Annotated in this window: 13 protein-coding genes and 2 pseudogenes; 2 read left to right on the top strand and 13 right to left on the bottom strand. The window is 58.2% G+C overall.

Annotation, left to right across the window (positions count from 1 at the left end):
- Positions 1-37: 37 nt before the first annotated feature.
- From XI06_RS17050 to XI06_RS17035, 4 genes and pseudogenes are all read right to left on the bottom strand, one after another.
- The gene (locus tag XI06_RS17050; RefSeq protein ID WP_271605954.1) at positions 38-1,567 is read right to left on the bottom strand and encodes a porin; all 1,530 of its coding nucleotides are present in this window, start codon (positions 1,565-1,567) and stop codon (positions 38-40) included.
- A 453-nt stretch (positions 1,568-2,020) separates the two neighbouring features.
- Positions 2,021-2,398 (bottom strand): Crp/Fnr family transcriptional regulator, encoded by a 378-nt coding sequence (locus XI06_RS17045; RefSeq protein ID WP_271605953.1) that lies wholly within the window; start codon positions 2,396-2,398, stop codon positions 2,021-2,023.
- 1,308 nt (positions 2,399-3,706) lie between these two features.
- Positions 3,707-5,359 carry an L-glutamate gamma-semialdehyde dehydrogenase gene (pruA, locus tag XI06_RS17040; RefSeq protein WP_271605952.1) on the bottom strand — a complete coding sequence of 551 codons (1,653 nt, stop codon included), beginning with the start codon at positions 5,357-5,359 and terminating at the stop codon, positions 3,707-3,709.
- Between the two features lie 260 nt (positions 5,360-5,619).
- A pseudogene (locus XI06_RS17035) lies at positions 5,620-5,770 on the bottom strand (IS481 family transposase); the annotation flags it as partial.
- A 469-nt stretch (positions 5,771-6,239) separates the two neighbouring features.
- Here XI06_RS17035 and XI06_RS17030 point away from each other — a divergent pair.
- A pseudogene (locus XI06_RS17030) lies at positions 6,240-6,621 on the top strand (transposase); the annotation flags it as partial.
- Between the two features lie 1,362 nt (positions 6,622-7,983).
- On the opposite strand, the gene XI06_RS17025 reads toward XI06_RS17030, so the two are convergent.
- From XI06_RS17025 to XI06_RS16985, 9 genes are all read right to left on the bottom strand, one after another.
- The gene (locus XI06_RS17025; protein WP_271605951.1) at positions 7,984-9,081 is read right to left on the bottom strand and encodes a branched-chain amino acid ABC transporter permease; all 1,098 of its coding nucleotides are present in this window, start codon (positions 9,079-9,081) and stop codon (positions 7,984-7,986) included.
- Complete coding sequence (locus XI06_RS17020) at positions 9,081-9,965, bottom strand: branched-chain amino acid ABC transporter permease (RefSeq protein WP_271605950.1); 885 nt, start codon at positions 9,963-9,965, stop codon at positions 9,081-9,083. Before XI06_RS17020 ends, XI06_RS17025 begins: the two co-directional genes overlap by 1 nt.
- Entirely contained in the window at positions 9,962-10,693 is a 732-nt protein-coding gene (locus tag XI06_RS17015; protein ID WP_271605949.1) for an ABC transporter ATP-binding protein, read from the bottom strand. The genes XI06_RS17020 and XI06_RS17015 overlap by 4 nt, the downstream gene beginning before the upstream one ends.
- A complete protein-coding gene (locus tag XI06_RS17010; RefSeq protein WP_271605948.1) occupies positions 10,690-11,445 on the bottom strand; it encodes an ABC transporter ATP-binding protein in 756 nt (251 codons plus the stop codon). The genes XI06_RS17015 and XI06_RS17010 overlap by 4 nt, the downstream gene beginning before the upstream one ends.
- 77 nt (positions 11,446-11,522) lie before the next feature.
- Entirely contained in the window at positions 11,523-12,758 is a 1,236-nt protein-coding gene (locus tag XI06_RS17005; protein ID WP_271605947.1) for an ABC transporter substrate-binding protein, read from the bottom strand.
- A 47-nt stretch (positions 12,759-12,805) separates the two neighbouring features.
- A complete protein-coding gene (locus XI06_RS17000; RefSeq protein ID WP_271605946.1) occupies positions 12,806-14,122 on the bottom strand; it encodes a M20 family metallopeptidase in 1,317 nt (438 codons plus the stop codon).
- A 35-nt stretch (positions 14,123-14,157) separates the two neighbouring features.
- Complete coding sequence (locus XI06_RS16995; RefSeq protein WP_271605945.1) at positions 14,158-15,105, bottom strand: ABC transporter substrate-binding protein; 948 nt, start codon at positions 15,103-15,105, stop codon at positions 14,158-14,160.
- A 136-nt stretch (positions 15,106-15,241) separates the two neighbouring features.
- Positions 15,242-15,904, bottom strand: a complete 663-nt coding sequence (locus tag XI06_RS16990) for an isochorismatase family cysteine hydrolase (RefSeq protein WP_271605944.1) — start codon at positions 15,902-15,904, stop codon at positions 15,242-15,244.
- On the bottom strand, positions 15,891-16,766 hold the full coding sequence (locus XI06_RS16985; protein WP_271605943.1) for an N-formylglutamate amidohydrolase: 876 nt from the start codon (positions 16,764-16,766) through the stop codon (positions 15,891-15,893). Before XI06_RS16985 ends, XI06_RS16990 begins: the two co-directional genes overlap by 14 nt.
- Positions 16,767-17,393: 627 nt before the next feature.
- On the opposite strand from XI06_RS16985, the gene XI06_RS16980 reads away from it, so the two are divergent.
- Positions 17,394-19,076 (top strand): AMP-binding protein, encoded by a 1,683-nt coding sequence (locus tag XI06_RS16980; protein ID WP_271605942.1) that lies wholly within the window; start codon positions 17,394-17,396, stop codon positions 19,074-19,076.
- Positions 19,077-19,509 lie beyond the last annotated feature (433 nt).

The following is a 19,509-nucleotide window of genomic DNA, read 5'->3' as shown; positions in this document are numbered from 1 at the left end:
GTCGCTCTTTGTCTCCTTCCGCTGGTTTGACAGTGATTCACCAGTTGCGCTGGGCGCGGAGCAGCAGCGTCAGGCTGCCCTGGTCCTTCAGCTCATACGCAGTGCCTGGCTTGGCAATCGTCGACTGCAGCGGCAGCGTGACCGTGCTTCCGCTTGCGTACTTCTGGTCAAGCATCGTGTAGGCTAGGTCGGCCGAGAAGGTCAGGTTCTTGACGGGCGTCCAGCGTGTGATCACACCGACAACCGAATAGTTGAAGTCGGGGCTGCAGCCGGCAACACCGCTCGAAAGGGCGAGGCCGGTAACGAACGCACCGCAGAGGTAGCCCTTCGCCGTGTTGTTATACCGCACAGCAGCCCATGCACCGTAGATCGCCGTGTTCCAGTAAGGATCCCAGTTGTGGGTGTAAGCACCACGGAACCCATAGGTCGTGGTCAACTCCTGACCGGCGCCAGTCACGAACACAGAGTCGGACAGACCACCGAGGCCAACGCTTTGGTAAGCACCTGCCAGACCGGTACCGCCGTAGATCGCGTAAGTGCTCGCCATCAGGTCCTGAAAATTGTAACGGCTTGCACCGTTCGTGTACACACCTGACACGTTGATCGTGTCACCCGCGCCAGTGGGGATGTTCTTGATCGACAAGGCCAACTGAGCAGCCCAGCCCCACTTGTCGCCCGGGTGGCCCGTGGTCTCGTCCGCACCGTAGTAACCAGCGTGGTTGTCGTGCGCGGCAACGGACGCCTGGACGAGACCCCAGGCCTGATCGACGCGAACCATGGCCACGAGGTCCGGAGAACGTGAACCGCCGATGTCGCTGGCACCATAAGCTCCGGTCGCGAGTCCAGCGACCGTCGCGCCGCTCACATTCGAAATGTTGCTGGTGTAGTAGGCCACCTGATCCTGCGCCGAGAAGGCCGCGGTGATGCCCTGACCGAAGTCAGCAGTATAGGTGAACTGGTTCACACCGGTGACCGTGCCACCGCCGCCGGGCAGACCATCGAAGTTGTTACCTGGATAGTTGGTCCAGGGAGCAGAGAACTGCGAGATAGCTTTACCCAGCGTAAAACCAGCGAACTGGATGAAGGCGTAATAGACACCGAGCGACCCACCGGCGATCGCGCCAGAACCGCTCGCCCCGGTATAGGTCGTCGAACCGTTGACGGCAGTTGTGCCGGCTCCCGTATAGCCACCCGAGGTCCAGGTGAAGGTTGCATCGAAGAATGTGCGGACCACGCCATACTCGGTCGCAGTGCGGGTATCGATAGTCAGATCCTCACGGGAACGAGCCGTGTAGTAGTTGCTCAGCCGATTTTTCGCGCCTGCCACACTGCCGTTCGCAGCGTCATAGACGCTATTCGTACCCAGCGCGACCTCTGCACGGAGGTAACCACCAAGCTTGATGCAAGTGTCAGTACCGGGAATGTAGTAGAAGCCGGCGCCATACAGCGAGCAGATCTTCACGTACTCCACCGCCTTGGCCTTGACAGGCAAATCCGCGGCCCGCGCTCCGCCTACAGCGATCAGACCTGCCGCCGAACCGAGCAGTAGGCTCTTCACTGTCGTCATAAGAGTTCTCCGAATTGCTTTTAGCTCAAAGGCAGGCTCTCCACGGAAGAGACCAACCACCTTTGCCCCCATTCATTGTCGACCTGCAGGGCTCTCCTCGAACGCCAACTGATAGAGTGAACCAGCGGACGTCGCGATGCGGATCATTCCGCCGCTCGCACATTGATGTAGACCGATTGCGTTCACAATCGGCGCGCAAAGTCTGTACGCATCGAACCAACACGCGCGAGCCCTTAGCAAGCGTGTTCTATTCGTTTCACAAGAGTACGCTTCGTACTATCCGTTCCCAGAGGAGTACGTTTCGTACGTTGATCGAGCTAATTGACCGAGGCCAACTGCCTGAGAATGTTCACGCGCACACAGCGAACTGCGCAGGTCACTCTGGACTACGAATCCGCCGTTGAACCTTTTGAGAATGACTTCTGCGACGAACCAGACGACCAGGCAGCTTTGCTAGCTCGCCGGTGCCACCGACTCGGGCGCGGCGTAAGTGCCTGAAATGAGTCGGTAACAGCTACATGCCTTTTGCGCGAGGAAGTTGCGCGCCTCGATCTGCAAAACGCCGCGCGTCTTGCGAATCAATTGCTGTTCTTCGAACTGGTTCAGCGTCTCCGTTACCCCCGCACGGCGCAACCCCAGAACTGATGAAAGGTAATCATGAGTAACGGGAAGGACATTGGCGCCAACAGCATCACTGGCCAAACAGAGCCAGGATGCGAGGCGCTTTTCACGAGCGTGCCGAACGCCGCATAGGCCTGACTGAGCACAATGCACGCTCAGAGCTTGAACGTATCGAAACAGACGTTCCCTGATATCGGGGCTCTCGTTCATGATCCGACGCAGATCCTCGACACGGATCCTGTGCGCGTTTCCAGGAATGAGCACAACGGACTGATGAGTCGGCAGATGTCCTCCTAACAGGAACGACGCACCGACTGCGCCCTGATATCCTATGACTGCCGTTTCTAGGATGCTTCCCGCCGCAACTATTCTCAGCGAGACAAGACCCGATTCTACAAAATAGACGTGATCAAGATGCCTCTTTGGCTCCTGCAGAACCATACGCTCTTTCAGGACGATGGGTTCTAGGAACTCCCCTATTGCCGCGAGGTCTTGAAGAGAAAGACGCCCCAATATCGTATTCTTGACAAAGAACCGCGTATTAGCACGCGCGGTATAGGGCCTATAATACACTGGCTGCCCCCCGTACGCCCACTCGGTTAAGGGACTCCCAAGCTTCGACGAGCGGCTCAGTAATCTTCGGCGAGACTTCCAATTTGTCCCTGATCGTATCCGATCTCTCCACCTGATGAGGATCGAAGGCGGAAAGTCTTTTGAATGGTCGTACGAAGAATCCGGCGGAAGTTCTGACGCTCACGTTTATCTCCTGAGTGCCTCGATCAAGGTATCGAAGCGCACCTGGCAGCATTCACTTTGCAGCGTATCAGTCTTTCGGCTTTGGCCACACGTCTTGTCGATCGTTGCACCCGAGTCCTTGAGATTGCTCGAAGAAACGAATCAGGGTGGATGATGGTGCTTACGCGACTCACAGCGATGGCGAGACACGCGCTCAGAGTCCGCTAGCCAGCGCAACCTTCGAGCCTCTCGCTCGGTTACACGATCTCCAATTGAAGGCTTGTGATCGGTCCTGGTAATTGTGGGTGAACTGGGAAGCCAATACCAATTTCGGACGCATCGACACCAGATCGGAAACGATGCACGCCGGCCCTGTTAACGTCAGAGCCAACGGGAATGAAGCATTACCAACTCCTGGCGGAGTGACTCGGCCCCAATCGGGGCTTCAATCAGGCAAGCCGATCGCAGCCACTGTCGAGCGAAAGGCTACAAACCATACTCAGTCTGAACTTGAGACACCAGCATGTACCGACGCGGCTTCCGGCAAGACCAGGGCGTGCCGCGGACGAACACTCGCGATTAGTTCAAGCCAATTGCGAGCAGATCGGGGGGCGACCGGGAGAGAAAAAAGCCGCCCCTGACGGGGCGGCCAGTGATGTCCGTCGCGGGAGGAAAAATACGACGAACAACGCCAAACGGCTATAAGAAGCGACCTGAATCCAAGCAGCTCTTTACGAGCTGACACGTCTCGATGAGAGATACATAAAGCGACAGTTCAAACGCTCAATCGTCCGCCCACCCGCTGGAGAGGTAAGGGTAGCGATAGTCTTTCGGCGGGACGAACGCTTCCTTGATAGTTCGTGGCGACGCCCACCGGATCAGATTCCAGATCGACCCAGCTTTGTCGTTGGTGCCTGACATTCTTGCTCCGCCGAATGGCTGTTGGCCAACGATCGCACCGGTTGGCTTGTCATTGATATAGAAGTTTCCGGCGGAAGAGCGCAGACCATTCAATGCGCGACCGATGATGCGACGATCGGTCGAAAATATCGCGCCTGTGAGTCCGTAAGCACTCGATTGATCTATCTTCTCCAAAACAGATTCAAACTCGCTGTCGCGATAGACGTAGGCCGCGACGATTGGTCCGAAAAACTCCTCACGAAGCAGTCGCGATTCCAGATCGTCCGTTTCGATCAGCGTCGGTGCAACAAAGTAGCCGGTCTTGTCGTCACCACGTCCTCCGGTGAGGATTGTCGCGTTGGAGGATTTTACTTCCTCGAAAATCCGCATGTGCTTGCGCCATGCCTTTTCATCGATAACGGCGCCCATAAAGTTGCCGAAGTCGGCAACATCGCCCACTTTGATGGTCGCAATTTCATCGCACAAAACCGTCTTCAGTGACGGCCACAGGGAGGCGGGTACGAAGATCCGAGATGCCGCGGAACACTTCTGCCCCTGATATTCATATCCGCCGCGGATGATTGCTGTAGCCAATGCGGCAACGTCAGCGCTCCCGTGAGCCAGAATGAAGTTCTTTCCCCCGGTCTCCCCCACCAGCCTTGGGTAATTATGATACCGGTCGACATTCGATCCAACCGTGCGGACAATCGAATTGAAGACCTGCGTTGATCCGGTGAAATGAACACCGGCGAGGCGACGATCGGCGAGTGCGATCTCGGCGACTTCCGCGCCGTCTCCATAAACGAGATTGATGACGCCATCTGGAAGCCCCGCCTCCTGGAGGAGCTGCATGATGAGTTGCGCAGAATATTTTGCAGTTGCTGCCGGCTTCCAAACAACCGTATTGCCCATCAATGCCGGCGCGGTCGGCAAGTTACCGGCAATCGCGGTGAAGTTGAAAGGCGTGATCGCAAGCACAAAACCCTCTAGCGGCCTGTAATCACTGCGGTTCCAGACGCCGGGAGCCGAAATGGGCTGGTCCTCGTAAAGGCGTCTCGTGAACTCGACGTTGAACCGCCAGAAATCAATTAATTCTGCCGCAGAATCGATCTCGGCCTGGTGAACCGTCTTGGACTGACCGAGCATGGTCGCAGCATTCAGACGGTCGCGCCATGGGCCCGAGAGCATCTCGGCAGCTTTCAAGAAGATTGACGCGCGGTCTGTCCAAGGCCATTTCGACCAGTCGTGCCATGCCCGGGCGGCAGCATCTATGGCAGCGTTCACCTCGCTCTGGGAGGCCAGATGTGCATCACCGAGAACATGACCGTGCCTATGAGGCATCACAGCCGTCTCACAACGGCCCGTCCGTTGGTCAGCACCGTTGATAATAAGCGGCAGGTCGACACGCTCTCTGCTCATTTGCGCCAACGCAGCTTTTAGTGCCGATCGCTCCGGGCTGTTTGGAGCATAGTCGCGCACAGGCTCGTTGCGTGGAAGTGGTGAACGCACGTTAGCGGCTTCAGCTACCGAATTCATGGGGGGACCGTGTTAAACGAGAAAGGTGGGTGGGGTGACCTTCGCAGCCGGTCTTGCGAGCCAAGTCCCGCGACGGCTTGGATTTCACCATGCATTGAGTGCTTCATCCGTTGTCCCGCAGGCGCCCCCGGTGAGGCCAATACCAATTTCAAAGCGATCTATACCAACCTGGAATTATTTGTATGCCGCTGGCCAAGCAAAAGAATCCGTTGCACTGTTGCGCGATAAATCGGAGGCGACGAACAGGAATCAAACGTGGCTTAGCTGTGGAGCCTCAAGAGGTTGTCCTCGGTCAGACCGAGGCGGCTGATCGGCGTTTGTGATTTTACCATCATGCCGCCGGCGCCAGTTGTATCGGTGCAGCCAGATCGGCAGCTCTTGGGCGCGGCAATCGGAGGTTGTATAACTTTGGCATAAGCCCTTTCCCGTCCGGGGGGTGCCAAAATCGCATTGCAATATCGGCGCAACTCAGGAAGAGATCGACTTGCAACTTCAGGGGAAGACTATGTTGAAGAATATTGGACTGCTTTCGTTTGTTCTCCTTTGCTCAATATCCATTGCCCATGCCAGAGGCGGACACGGAGGCGGCGGGCGCGTCTCCTATGGTGGTGGTCATCATACATCTAGCCATGGGGGCCACTATTCGGGTGGCCTGGGATCCTCTCACAAGGGCGGCAGCTATCGAAACGTGACCACAGGCAATCGTTACGGAACGCACCAGTAAGAACATCGTGTCAAGGAAGACGTGACAACGCGCGGACCGATAGGTCCGCGCGTTGATTTTGGTTGGAGACGTTCTTCATGGAGATGAACTGCCCCCTGTTTCGACCGGACACCGGCCTTAGCCGGAGGAGCTAGGCCTAGCCCTAGGCATACGCCTATGTCCGACACGTTTTCGAAGGTGGAAGTCATCACCGGCGTTGCCCGGCGGCGGCGGCGGTTTACGACGGAGCAGAAGCTCTTGGTCGTCAACGAGACGCTGCAACCGGGCATGTCGATCAGCTATGTTGCTCGTCGCCATGGGCTCTCCCCGAGCCTGGTCTTCCGATGGAGACGGCTGATGAGTGAAGGGGGCAAGGAAGCGGTGCGGGCCGACGAGAATGTGGTCGCCGCGTCCGAGGTCCGGCGGCTGGAGGAACGGGTTCGAGACCTCGAACGCCTGCTGGGCCGCAAGACCATGGAGGTCGAGATCCTGAAGGAGGCTCTTGATCTTGCACGGTAAAAAAACCGACCTTGCTGTCGCGATCGCAGGCACCGGAGGATATACGGGCCTTTTATGTCATGTTGGCGCTTCTACGAAAGATCTATCGGGAAGAGATCCTCAGACCGGTTTGACATCAGTTCATCGCGACAGGTCAAAATTGGCCTGCTTTCCTGATATCACTATACTCCCTCCAGAACTGCGAGGGGGAGACCCTGAAGGCGTGAAGGCGTAAAGTTCTGGCGAGAACAAGGTCCCCGCACGAACGCCCCTCGGGTGCGCGCTGCTATGCGGCTGGTGAAGATTGCAACTAGGAGGGAAGTCTTACGGGGCGATTGGTGCTGGAAGATCCTCTGCTCCGAGACCTTCCTAACGTGAAGATGCAAGCCGGTACGACTTATCGGCTTACGCCGGATCAGGCTGCTCGACCATTTCGCGTCGATCACGAATTCCTTGGTCGCAAATTCCACCAGCATTTCGGTCGCCCATTTGCGAACGAGTGCGGCTTGAGCAAACGACACCCGGCATCCGGCCGATGTCACCGGGACGCGAATACCCTCGTCGGTTCCATAAATGAGCAGGCGCTCGCCTGTGGCGGCATCTTCGACCAAGCTGGCGGATTCTGCGGGAGTCGGGTCATCGGCTGCGATTGTACCATGCAAGGGCTCCGGACACCTCCGCGCGAATATTCCGTCAGCGACCTATCCACCCATGCCTTTAATTTACTTCAAGTCCTCAACGGCACCAATACCCGTCTCAGTCGGCCCGTCGGCGCAGAACGGCGCCAGTCCGCTATCATGCGCCCGGGCTTCTCCAGCCTGTCGCCGCGATAGGCTGTCTCGACCGCGTCGTACACGGTGTGCGCCAGAGCCATCTCGGACATCTCATTGGGGTGGCCGGTCTGCTCAGTGCCCCAACATCGATCGAGGTCCTGAACACCATCCACCGCCGCCGGCCGAGCCCCGGGCGTCGTTCATGCCATCAATCACCGCGGCCAGAGCAGGCCGCGCGGAAGGGCTCACCGATCCGCCGTGTCCCCTGGTCCGTGCAAGCTCACGGCCAGCGGACAGAAGCGCAAATGAGCCAGTTTCGGGATGGATCGGGCTTCGCGTTCATACAACGCGCCATGTCTCGTTCCTGACTTCAAATACTGGACACGCGCGCAGCTAATTTTGCCCTCACGACCGGTGTAACCACCGGTCGCGTTGGCACCGGTTGCAAAGGTCTGCACGGCGGCGCCTCACGATCGCGCTGCCCCACGAGGTCATCAGGGCAAAAGGCCGGCGACATTCTCGTTAACCTGCCCTCGATCAATCCCGGGACACCCACGCGATTCAAATGGCCTCTCCGGATCCGCGACTCCAATCCTGCCCCGCTCCGCTCCGAATATAACTTCGGCCGTTAAACGGACCAGGAGAGACGTTCAATGGACCCCCGAGGGACTGGCAGCTCCAGCCTCGTTCTCTTTTTCGGTCGAAGTCATTAGAGCCTCGTCTTTCGAAGACGTCAGGGGTTGTCGCGATCGCTTTTGATTTGCATTCCTTGCGATACTTGCAGGCACTGCGGAGGCAAGCCCCTTCGGAAAGAACAGGAGCACGACGATCATGGCCAGAGCAACCAGCATGAAGCGGCCTTCGGCGAAGTTGTTGATGCTGGCGAGCCCTTCCGAGATGAAGGTCAGGAAGAGCGCAGCAAATAGCGGTCCGTAGATACTGGAGGTGCCCCCGAGAAGCACCATGCTCAAGATGAGCGACACGGTCGAGAAGTCGAAGACCTCCGGCGAGGCAACGCGCAGATAGATGACGTAGAATCCACCTGCCAGCCCGGTGAAGAATGCACTTGCCACGAGGGCTTTCAGGCGCTGCCACGCAATCGGAATACCGCGGGAGACGGCGTAGTCGTCGTTGTCGCGCAGGGCCCTGATCGAGAGGCCGAAATCGGAGCGGACCAGCCAGCGCAGACAAATGGTCGTGGTGACCAGCAGAGCAAAGGCGACATAGTAGTAACCGAGCTTGTGGTCGCGCAGGAAATTATAGCCCGGCAGCGATATTGTCGGCACGCGCACCATGCCTTGCGTTCCTCCGGTCAGATTTGACTGGTTGATCACAAGTTGCATTACAAGCTGGCTGAAAGCGAACGTGACCAGCACCACATAGACGCCCTGCAGTCGTACGACGGGGAGAGCCACGATGGCAGCAGCAGCGGACGCGGCAAACCCACCGAAGAGCATCGCAACCCACGGGTCAATCCCGAGAAGCTTTGCGGTCAGCCCTGTCGCGTAAACACCGACGCCGAAAAACGCGACATGGGCAAAATTGAAGATGCCGGCATAGCCAAGGCTGAGATCCCAGCTCGCTGCGACAATCCCGTAGACGAAGGAGATGATGAAAAGATGCCGCAGATAGCTGTCCTGGACGAGGATCGGCACAAGGAGCCCTGCGACCAGCAGCACGCCAATCAGCCACGTCTTGCTGTTGCGGATCCACGTCTTGCTGTTGCTGGCGTTGTGGAGGCTTATCATCAGCGCACCACCTTTCCGAGGAGCCCTTGCGGCCGGACGAGGAGCACCAGGATGAGCAGGAGAAAAATCATTGAGGGTGCCCAGTAGATGCCTACGAAAAACACAAGGGCCGCCTCGAGGATACCCATCAGATAGGCAGCGAGAATCGTCCCGCCCAACGAGCCAAGCCCGCCAAAGATCACGATGATCAATGCCTTGACGAGCGGCTCGGCGCCGAACTCCGGCGTGAGCAGCCGGATCGAGCCGAGAAGCACGCCTGTTAGCCCGGCAAGGACTGCCGAGAGGGCAAACGTAATGATAAAAAGACGAGAGACGTCAATGCCGATCAGCCTGGCGGCGTCCGGGTTCTGGCCCACTGCCCGTATTCCGCGTCCTGTCCGCGAACGATCGAGGAAAAGCCAAAGCGCACCAAGCAACAATGGCGCCACGACAACGATGAGCGCCTCCTGCGCGGAAATCGTCGTTTGCCAGATTTGAACGTTGCCGGTTGCGAGCGGAGGCAGCTGCTTGAGCCTTGCTCCCCAGATCAGCTGGATTCCCTTCTGCATGAATATCATTGCGGCAAGGGTCGTCATGACAGTGATGAGCAAGATATCGCGATGGTCGTAGAACGGCCGAACAATGATCCGCTCAATCAGAATGCCGACTGCGATCATGACCGCTGCGGAAATGGCGATTGCCGCACCCAATCCGAAATTGAGCCCGGCCGCGTCCGATACGGTCCAGGCGATGTAGGCGCCGAGTGTCATCAGCACACCGTGAGCGAAATTGAAGATGCCAAGCGTGGTCCATACCAGGGAAAGTCCGCTCGCCATCAAGGCATAGCCCGAGCCGAGCACGATACCGCTGACGAGAATTGCGCTGAGGATGTCGCTCGTGATCATGCGCCCTCCGATCCGAAATACATGTCCATGATTTCCTGATGGTCGACCTCTCCGCTCCTGTTGATCTCCCGGCTGATTTCGCCGTGGTCGACGAGGTACATGCGGTCGACCAGGGACAGGATGAATGCGATATCCTGTTCGACGAGAAGAAGCGGAATGCCCCGCGACGATATTTCCGAGATTGCCCCGGCAAGCTCGTCCTTGAGCTTCGGAGACAACCCGAGTGTCGGCTCGTCCAGCATCAACATGCGAGGCGCGCACATGAGCCCTGCGCCGATCGATAGCATCTGGCGCTCGCCACCTGACAACGTCTTGCATTGTTGCCGGCGGCGCTCGGCAAGCCGGGGAAACAGGTTGAGCACATAATCGAGGTTTGTCTTCAGCTCCTCCCGCGCGCGCGGAGTGAAGGCCGCAAGCTGGAGCGTCTCCATGATCTGCATGTCGGGAAAGAGGCGATTGGCCTGGGGCACGTGAATCAAGCCGCGGGCAACGATCTTCTGGGGCTCGAGCTGGTCGATTGGCTCGCCCATGAAGCGGACCTCTCCCGCCCGCGGACGGATCACCCGAGAAATCGTGTTGAGAAGCGTTGTCTTGCCGTGCCCGTTGGGTCCAAAGAGCCCGACGCGCTCCTGCGACCCGACGTGCAGACTCATGCCGAGCAGCACATCGCAGTCATCGTAACCGGCGCGCAAGCCGGCAATTTCGAGCGCGTTTGTAGTATTGCTCAAAGTCTTGCCTCCCGTTTGCCGAGATAGGCTTCGACGACCTGCGGGCTGCGTACCACCTCAGCCGGACTTCCCGAGGCGATGATGGCGCCGTGATTGAGGATCATCAGGCGTTCGGACACGTTCAGGAGAAGCGGCAGGACGTGTTCAATGAGCACGACCGTGATGCCGCGTCGGTGCACGGTAAATATCAGGTCGGAGAGGCCAGATATTTCGGGCCTGGTGAGACCGGCGGCAGGCTCATCGAGGAGAAGCACCTTAGGTCGCCCCGCGATTGCAGACGCAATCATCAATTGCTTGCGCTCGAAGACCGAGAGGTCGGAGGCGGCTTTCGACCGTCGGTCAACCGCTAGCGATACGTCATCCAGCGCCTGTTCGGCGGCCTCGCTCGCTTCCACCGAGGTCATTCGGGCGCAATAAGCGGCACTTGCATAAACGTTCTCTCGCGCGCTCAGCGTTGCAAACTCTGCATCTTTTTGAAAGGTGCGAAGGATGCCGGCGCGGCTGATCTGATGCGGGCTCAGCCGATGGATCGGCTTGCCGGAAAGGAGCACCTCGCCTTCGCTTGGGGGAAATGGAATCCCGGTGATGACGTTGAAGAGAGTGCTCTTGCCGCTGCCGTTCGGGCCGGCAATGCCGAAGATCTCATCCTTGCGAATTGAGAACGAGACATTGTCGATAGCGACCAAGGCACCGAAGCGTCTGCTCACCTGACGTATCTCAAGCAGCGGCTTGTCATCACTGAGGTCTGGCATCGTGTGCTCTTCGCTCGTCGCGGATGGATCAATCGACCACGCGGCGATGCCGCGCGGCCGCAAAGGTGCCGGTCGTGCTATCGTTGCATCCACGGAGGCATACGGAACTCTCCGTCCGCATACTGCCTCGGGTAAAACAGAACCCGTTTGCCGTCCCAGATCTGGAAGAACTGAATTGGAATTGAATTGTCGCCCTGGTCCGCAAGATGCGTCTTCGGATCAAAGGAGAGCTTGCCACTTACGATCTGTTTGCGGGTATCGCCAATGGCCTTGCCGATAGCGAGCCGTTTGGCCGGATCTCCCACCTTGGCGAGGGCGTCGGCATAGACCATGACCTCCTCGTAGAGCGCCGGCCCATAGGTACCTGGTTCGTGGCCATATTTGTCCTGATATTTCTTGATCACTTCGGCAGCCCGCGGGTTCGCAGGCGTATTCAGCGTGCCGCCCAGCAAATTATAGACGACGCCCGTGGCCTGCTTGCCCGTCAACTTTAAAAATTCGGGGACCGAAGGTGCATACTGGATGAAGACGAGGCTGTCCGTCGGCTGCTCCAGGAACTGGGTCAAGAACTTCCCGGCATTGCCCGGCTGATAGTCCGTGCTGATGATAACAGCTGGATTATCCTGACGAACTTTAGCAAGAAACGTTCGCCAGTTGTCGATCTCACCGAACGGCAGAAGGTCTGCCGAGGTCACGGTCCAGCCGGCGTCTTCGAAACTCTTCTTCAGCCCGTTCATGATGGTCTTCGAATAGGGATTGTCCGAAGAGATCAGGGCGACCTTCGTATTCCGCAGCTTGAGCTTGCCATCTGCGAGAAGGCCCTTAACCACCGGCACCATGGCCGTATTGTATTCATCCAGGGAGGGCGCCATTGACCAGACAGTCGGGAACTTTTCCGGATGGGGCGCGATGATGTCCCGCGTTTGAGCCGAATTCGCCCAGATCAGGTAGGGCATCTCCTGCTCGGCCATGGTCTCGATTTCGAAATTGCTGCCGCTGGCATAGCCGGTGAGGATGGCGTTCAGGTCACGGTCACCCGCCAAGCGTTCGATCGCACTGGTCACGGCATCGGCGGACTGGTTCTGGGTGTCGCCTACGACCACCTGCAGCCTGTAGCCAGCTACCCCACCAGCTGCATTGAGTTCGTCAACGGCGAGCCTGGCGCCGTCGATCATTTCGTTTCCATCCGCAGCTGAGTTACCCGTCAGCGGCGCGAGGACGCCGATCTTGGCGATTTTATCAGCTGAATGGGCAGGCGCTGCCGCGGCGAGCGCAGCGAGGATCAGACTGGTCCAAAGACTAGCAACTTTCATGGTAGCACTCCTCTTTCACTGCACTGGTTCACTGCATTTGCGATCAATCACTTGATTCCACACCAATCGATGATTCCGGCGGCCAGCGTTTTCGTTGTCTCCTCCAGCGATGCAATGTCCACGTACTCGTCGGCGCCGTGGAAGCCATCGCCCGTTGCTCCGCAGATGACAGCATCAACTCCCGCACCGGCGTAGTGCGCGGCGTCGACGACGGCAATCATTCCTGAGATCTTCGGCTTGCCGCCAAGTTGGGTTCGACGCTGCAAGAGCGATTGCACGAGCGGGTGATCTGGCGCGGTATCCATAGGCGGGAAATGCAGGCCACCGAGCTCCCACTGGACCTTGATCGGATTCTTCTGTAACCAGAGATCCTGCTGACAGAAGTGATGCACGAAGGCTTCGAACTCGGACCGGATCTCTTCCTTCGTCTGGTTGGGCAGGAATTTGTAGTCGAGGTCGATGACCGCCACATCCGGAATGATGGCAGGATTCGTCATGATGAGCGGCAATCCGTCCGGCCCAAGCCCGGCGCCAGCACGCATTGCTCCGACATTGATTGTATTCATGCCGGGCGGCAGCAATGGATGCTGACGCGCGCGGCACCTCGAATATTCGAAATTCCTGAGCGCTTCCAGAAAACGCCCTGCGATATCGATCGCATTCACAGCTGGCCGCAGCCGCTCAGGTGCGTCGCGCTGCGGCCAGATCTCGTTATAGCGCCACGCCGAATGGCCTTGTCGGCCGGTGATGGTGATGCGGATCCATTCCAGACCGCCTTCGCAGATCTGGATATCGCCCATCGTCAGTTCGGTGATGATCGCCGCCTTGGCAAGATAGCCGCGCTTGACAGCGTCTATCGCACCAAAGCCGCCAGCTTCTTCATCGACCACCGAATGGAGAGCAACACGTCCCTCAAGTTCGATACCTGCCGCCCTAATGCCGCGGATGGCAGCAATGGCAGCTGCGACGCCGCTCTTCATGTCGATGGCACCACGCCCGTAAAGCCTACCATGCTTGATCTCCCCCCCGAAGGGATCAACCGTCCAGGTGCAGGCCTCGCCGACCGGCACCACATCGATATGGCCGCACAAAAGCAGGCTACGCTCTTCCGAGCCAGCGAGCTGACCAATGACGTTTGGCCGGTCCGGAAAGACGTCCCACCGGTCAATCGACATACCAAGTGACGTCAATTCCGATTCAACGAGGTCCTGGACGGCGCTCTCGCGGTTCTGGTCTGGATCATTGATGAACTTCGGGTTGACTGAAGGAATCCGGACAAGCCTTTGAGTGAGCTCAGTCGTATAACTCCGCTCGCGGTCGATCGCGCTCCAGGCGGCCTTCACTGCAGTGTCTAGTTTGCCCATTTGGAATTCTCCCTAATTCTTGCATAAATTATCACTTAGCAATGGCAGCCGGCGCGCGGGCCTGCATGTCTGGTGGGCCACGCGGAAATGCCGCCTGGCCGCAACGCTATTGGTTCATCCAGGGCGGCACGCGGAATTCGCCGTGAGCATGCTGCTGCGGAGAAAACAGGACCCGCTTGCCGTCGCAGCCTGCTAGAACCGAATGTGCGGGAGTTATTGGTCGGCCGCTCGATAAACCGGGTCATAGACTTCGCCGCGTTGCCGGCCTTTGGGTCGGTTTTTATGACGACTGCCTGGTTGTCCAGGCGGACCTTGACGAGGAACGTTCGCCACTCGCTGATTTGGCCGGTTGGCAGAAGGTCGGCAGATGTGACTGTCCAGCCGTCTTCCTCGAAGCTCTTTTTCAATCCATTCATGATCGACTTCGAGTAAGGATTGTCGGTGGAGATCAGAGCGACCTTCTTGTTTTGCAGCTTCAACTTGCCGCTCTTGTCCAGACTGTGCAGCACTGGGATCATTGCCGCCTTGTAGGCGTCATAGGAAGCGTTGGACGACCAGATGGTCGGGTCCGGATGGGGCGCAATGATCGCGCGCGTCGAATCGGTGCTGCTGTAGAGCAGGCAGGGCATAGCCTGCTCGGCCATCAACTCGATCTGGAAATTGCTATAGTCCGCATAGCCGGTGCTGAGGGCATTGAGGTCAGGATCGTTCGTCAGACGCTGGACGGCGCTGGTTACCGACTCCAGTGACATGTTCTGCGTGTCGCCCATGACGTGCTGAAACTTGTATCCGGCAACGCCCCCGCCACTATTGCTTTCGTCGACGGCGAGCCTGGGGCCATCCACCAATCCGAGGCCATCGCCGGCGCTGGCGCCAGCGAGCAGCGCAATCACGCCGGTCTTCTCGGCAGGATGGGCAGGGTTGGCCGCAATCAGAGCGGCAGACCCCAGACCCACCCAAAGACCAGAAAATTGAATGACCACAGTCGTATTTCCCTCTCCTTGATGGTATCTGCTGAACCTCTTTGAGCGGGAGCAACCGATGATCGCGGCCGCCGCGGTTTGGTTCAGGCGGCCGCACCTGAGCCGCAAAGACGGGCGTTCACTCGCTCCTATTCACTTATCCCGAGCACCTTCCGATCTCGTCGAGCAGCGCGTCTGTACCGACTTGGCGGCAATACCCCTTGAGCGCTCGCAGAGTGTTGTCGTGACGGTCCTGGCTATATGTGGCGCAGGCATCCGGCACGAGCGTCACGAGGTAGCCGAGATCGCAGGCGTCACGCACCGCAGATTCCACGCATTGGTCCGTGACAAGTCCAGCCAACACCAGCTGCTTGACGCCGAGATTGCGCAGCAGGTAATCGATGTGGGTGGACACAAAGACGCTCGAGGACGATTTCGGCAGCACGATTTCATCGTTGCCGGGCGCAATCTCGTCGATAACCTTCCCGTCCCACGAGCCCTTTGGGACATTGAAGCCGCTGATCTTGTAATCGAGACTGCGATCGCGACCATTCTTGGTAAGACTCTCGATCGTGGTGTAAAGAACTTCTATGCCTGCGCCACGAAACGCCCCCTGCAGCCGCTGCATGTTGGGAATCGCAAGGTTCTTCAAGCGATCGAAATAGTAGCCGTAGTTGTCGGCAAACTCGGCGTCTGTCAGATCCTTGAACTCGCCGCCATCGCGTCGCGCGCAAAAATTCTGCACGTCGATGAACAACAGCGCCGACACGTTGGGATTGAGCGGCAGCTCGCGTGTCGTGGGGAAATCAGTCGTTGACATGATCTTTCTCTCGCGCATCGATCAGCCCCTGGGCGATCAAGCTCGCCCATCGGTACTGTCCCTCGGGATCGCCAATCAAATCGTTGCGAATTTCAAGCAGGAGGTGCAGCAGGCCGCGCCCCTCCCCATGCACCGGGATCGTGTAGTCGCCCTGATCGTCGACGGCATATGGCTCGTTGTGCGCACAGATCGTCTCCGGGTTGCGCTCCTGAAAAGAGCCGAGGAAACGCCCGGCAAAGCGACGGTCACGGTTGGAGAGCACACCGAGTTGCCAGGGACGTCCGGGCCCTCCTGACAGTCGTGGCGTGAAGCTGTGCACCGCGACCAGGACCGTCCGCGAGCCGGCCCTCGCGCGACCATCTAGAAAAAGCGCCACTTCCCGATGGAATGGCTCGTGAATCTCCGCATAACGCTGCCGGCGCAGATGTTCCGCGAGGTTCAGGTTGCCCGGGACAACTGTCCCATCGCTCACCTCCGGAATGCAGTCGGGCGCATTAAAGGGACGATTGCAGTCGACTACCAGCCGACTATAGCGCTGCAGGAAAAGCGGAGCATCGAGTAGATCCGCAAGTCGACGTGCCACACCTTCGGCGCCGATATCGTAGGCAATATGCCCAAGTGTGTCCGCCGCGCGCAGACCAAGATTGCCGAGCCGCCCTGGAACAGCGATCCCGGCGTGCTCGCAAACCAGCACAAAGTCGGCACGTCCGCTGGCATTTACCAGTTCGACCGGGCGCGGGTCCAACGGCGAGAGCACATTTGGCAAGGTTTCTGGGTCCTGCAACACGTCACCCGAAGCTGGCATTGCACACATCGAAATAGCGAGTTCCACAACAGAACGAAATTCATAGATCAAAGTCAATTATTTTCTTCTGTTTGACATATTTTTTTCATAGGCCTATTGCCGGAGCTCGGCTTTTCCGAGCCGGATTGCTCAGGTTGGGTTGCGTGACACGGCAAGGGACAACATGGCGCGCTGCGTCAGCAACCCCGGCAATGGGGGGCGGAGCCGGTCGAACCGTCGTTCGGCAGCGTCTGAACTTTCAATCAAGATGGAGAAGATGGTGAGCAGCGCCTCGGCACAGGCTGGCTGGTTCGAGGGCACTGTCAGGAAGACTTCGGAAAGAAGGAGGCTCGCTCGCGACTGCTCATCTTGCTCACGGACTGTGCGAGAGCATCTGCCCCGGCCCGCCCACAGGGAGCACGCGCGAGGCGCCAGCAATCGGCATTTGCGCTTGTCTTTTGCGCCCATCGCCGACACTGCCTGCTTCCGGGAATTGGCCAGCGCACTCGCTTCAAGACATGACCGGACGGGCGAAAGGCGCACCGGAACGCCTCAACGCACCGGCTGGTCCAGGGGTAGGACTGAAGGACATGACCGATGGACCGTGGAGCCGTCGTTGGAAACACGACGAGGAGCACAGCAGAAGGACGCGTATCGCCCGGAGCTCAGGTCAGCAGGCTTTCTCAGATCGGACGGAGGACAAGTATGCTGAAAAAGGCAAAAACTTTCGATGAGGTTCGAAATGGGTATAGGTGGAATATCCCCGATTACTACAATATCGGTGCCGACATATGCGACAGGTGGGCCGATAAAGAGCCTGGTCGATTGGCGATCATCGACGTAGAGCCTGGAAAATCCACTCGCGAATACAGCTTCGCCGACTTGAAGGCAATGTCCAACCGGCTGGCCAACGCCTTGAGCGCGCGCGGCATTGGCCGGCGTGCCGGAGAGATGGGCGACCGGATTGGTGTTATGCTGCCTCAGCGCTTCGAGACAGCCGTGGCGCATGTTGCGCTAGCAAAACTCGCATGCATCTCGATCCCGCTATTTACACTGTTTGGACCCGATGCCCTTCTACATCGCCTGGCAGACTCTGGCGCAAGAGCAATCGTAACGGACGCCTCGGGCGTCGAGCGAATAAAGCCTCTTCTTCAACAGCTCCCCGCATTGGAGCTGATCATCTGCGTCGACGGCGCGATTGGACCAGCCAGAAGTTTCGCTGCACTTTGTGCGGCAGAATCACCTGCCTTCGGACCTGCATCGACGCTCGCGGATGATCCAGCAATTCTAATCTACACGTCAGGCACCACGGGAAACCCTAAAGGCGCCCTTCACGCCCACAGGGTTCTGTTGGGACATCTGCCAGGGGTCGAATTGAGCCACGAATTTCTCCCTCAGGCCGGAGATCGTTTCTGGACTCCTGCAGACTGGGCATGGATTGGCGGTCTACTCGATGTCCTGATGCCGGCGCTTCATCACGGCATCCCGGTTGTCGCCTGCCGGTTTGCTAAATTCACAGCAGAGGCGGCTTTCGACCTGATCAAAACCTGCCGAATACGCAATGCCTTTCTGCCTCCCACGGCTTTGAAAATGATGAAGCTCTTGCCCGAGACCGAAACGCCTGAGGTGTGCCTTCGCTCGGTGGTAAGCGGCGGCGAACCGCTAGGTGTAGAATTGATCGAATGGGGACGCACGACGCTAGGCGTTACGATCAATGAATTTTATGGCCAGACCGAGTGCAACATGGTGGTTTCTTCCTGTGCAGCGCTGGAGCCCCCCTTGCCGGGGAGAATGGGCCGGCCCGTGCCCGGCCACGTTGTTGATGTAATCGATGCCGCAACCGGCATTCGTCAACCTGAGGAGACGGAAGGCGCCCTTGCGGTATTATGCCCCGATCCCGTGATGTTCCTCGGCTATTGGCAAAATTTTGAAGCGACGCGCGAAAAGTTCGTAGAAGGGCCGGATGGGAATTGGCTTGTCACGGGTGACCTGGGGGTACGCGATGCTGAGGGACGGCTTCGCTTTGTGGGACGCAATGATGATGTCATTGGCTCCGCCGGCTACAGGATTGGCCCTGCAGAAGTGGAGGATTGCCTGCTTGCGCACCAAGCTGTCCGTATTGCCGGGGTTGTCGCCAAGCCGGATCCGCTTCGGGGTGCGATCGTTGCCGCATACGTGGTGCTTAAGGATGGATATATTGGATCAGATGCATTGGCCGACGACATCGCAAATTTCGTCAAGTCACGCCTGGCAGCGCACGAATATCCGCGTGTGGTACGATTTATTGATGCGATGCCCTTAACAACCACGGGCAAAATTATTCGTGGCGCTCTGCGCAAGATGGCCCAGGATGAGGCTGCAGCAGAACGTGTCGCAGCCACTCCATGAGAGCCGCAGAGCGATTCCTTTGCTCAAAATGGCCCCAACTGCGAGAACTACTTTCGGGGGTGAGCCTTGGAATAAGCGGGGGACGTAATCCGGGCGAACTAAGGCAGGCCGTGAGCTCGGACGTGATGTCCGTTCCCCCAGAGATGACCTAGTTCTTTCTTGGAACGCTTCGCAATAGCACAGAATGACAAATCCACCGCATCATCGGCGCGTCCACATTCTTCCTTTCCGTCGAAAACGGGCATGGATCTGACGCAGGGGCTGTGCAAAACCTGATGAAGGAAACGTTCCGCGCCCAACCGGCGTGATGGTGACCTACGCCCTAGCGAGGGTAAAGCGGTATCGGATCGGACAAAAATTTCCTCGCTGCTCAGTGATGCAAGGTCGATGAGGACGAAATGATGGCCAGGGGAGTCCAATCCTTTGCGATAGC

The sequence above is a fragment of the Bradyrhizobium sp. CCBAU 11434 genome, from assembly GCF_028128895.1.
Classification (GTDB): domain Bacteria; phylum Pseudomonadota; class Alphaproteobacteria; order Rhizobiales; family Xanthobacteraceae; genus Bradyrhizobium; species Bradyrhizobium zhengyangense.
This window is presented reverse-complemented; position numbering and strand designations above follow the sequence as displayed.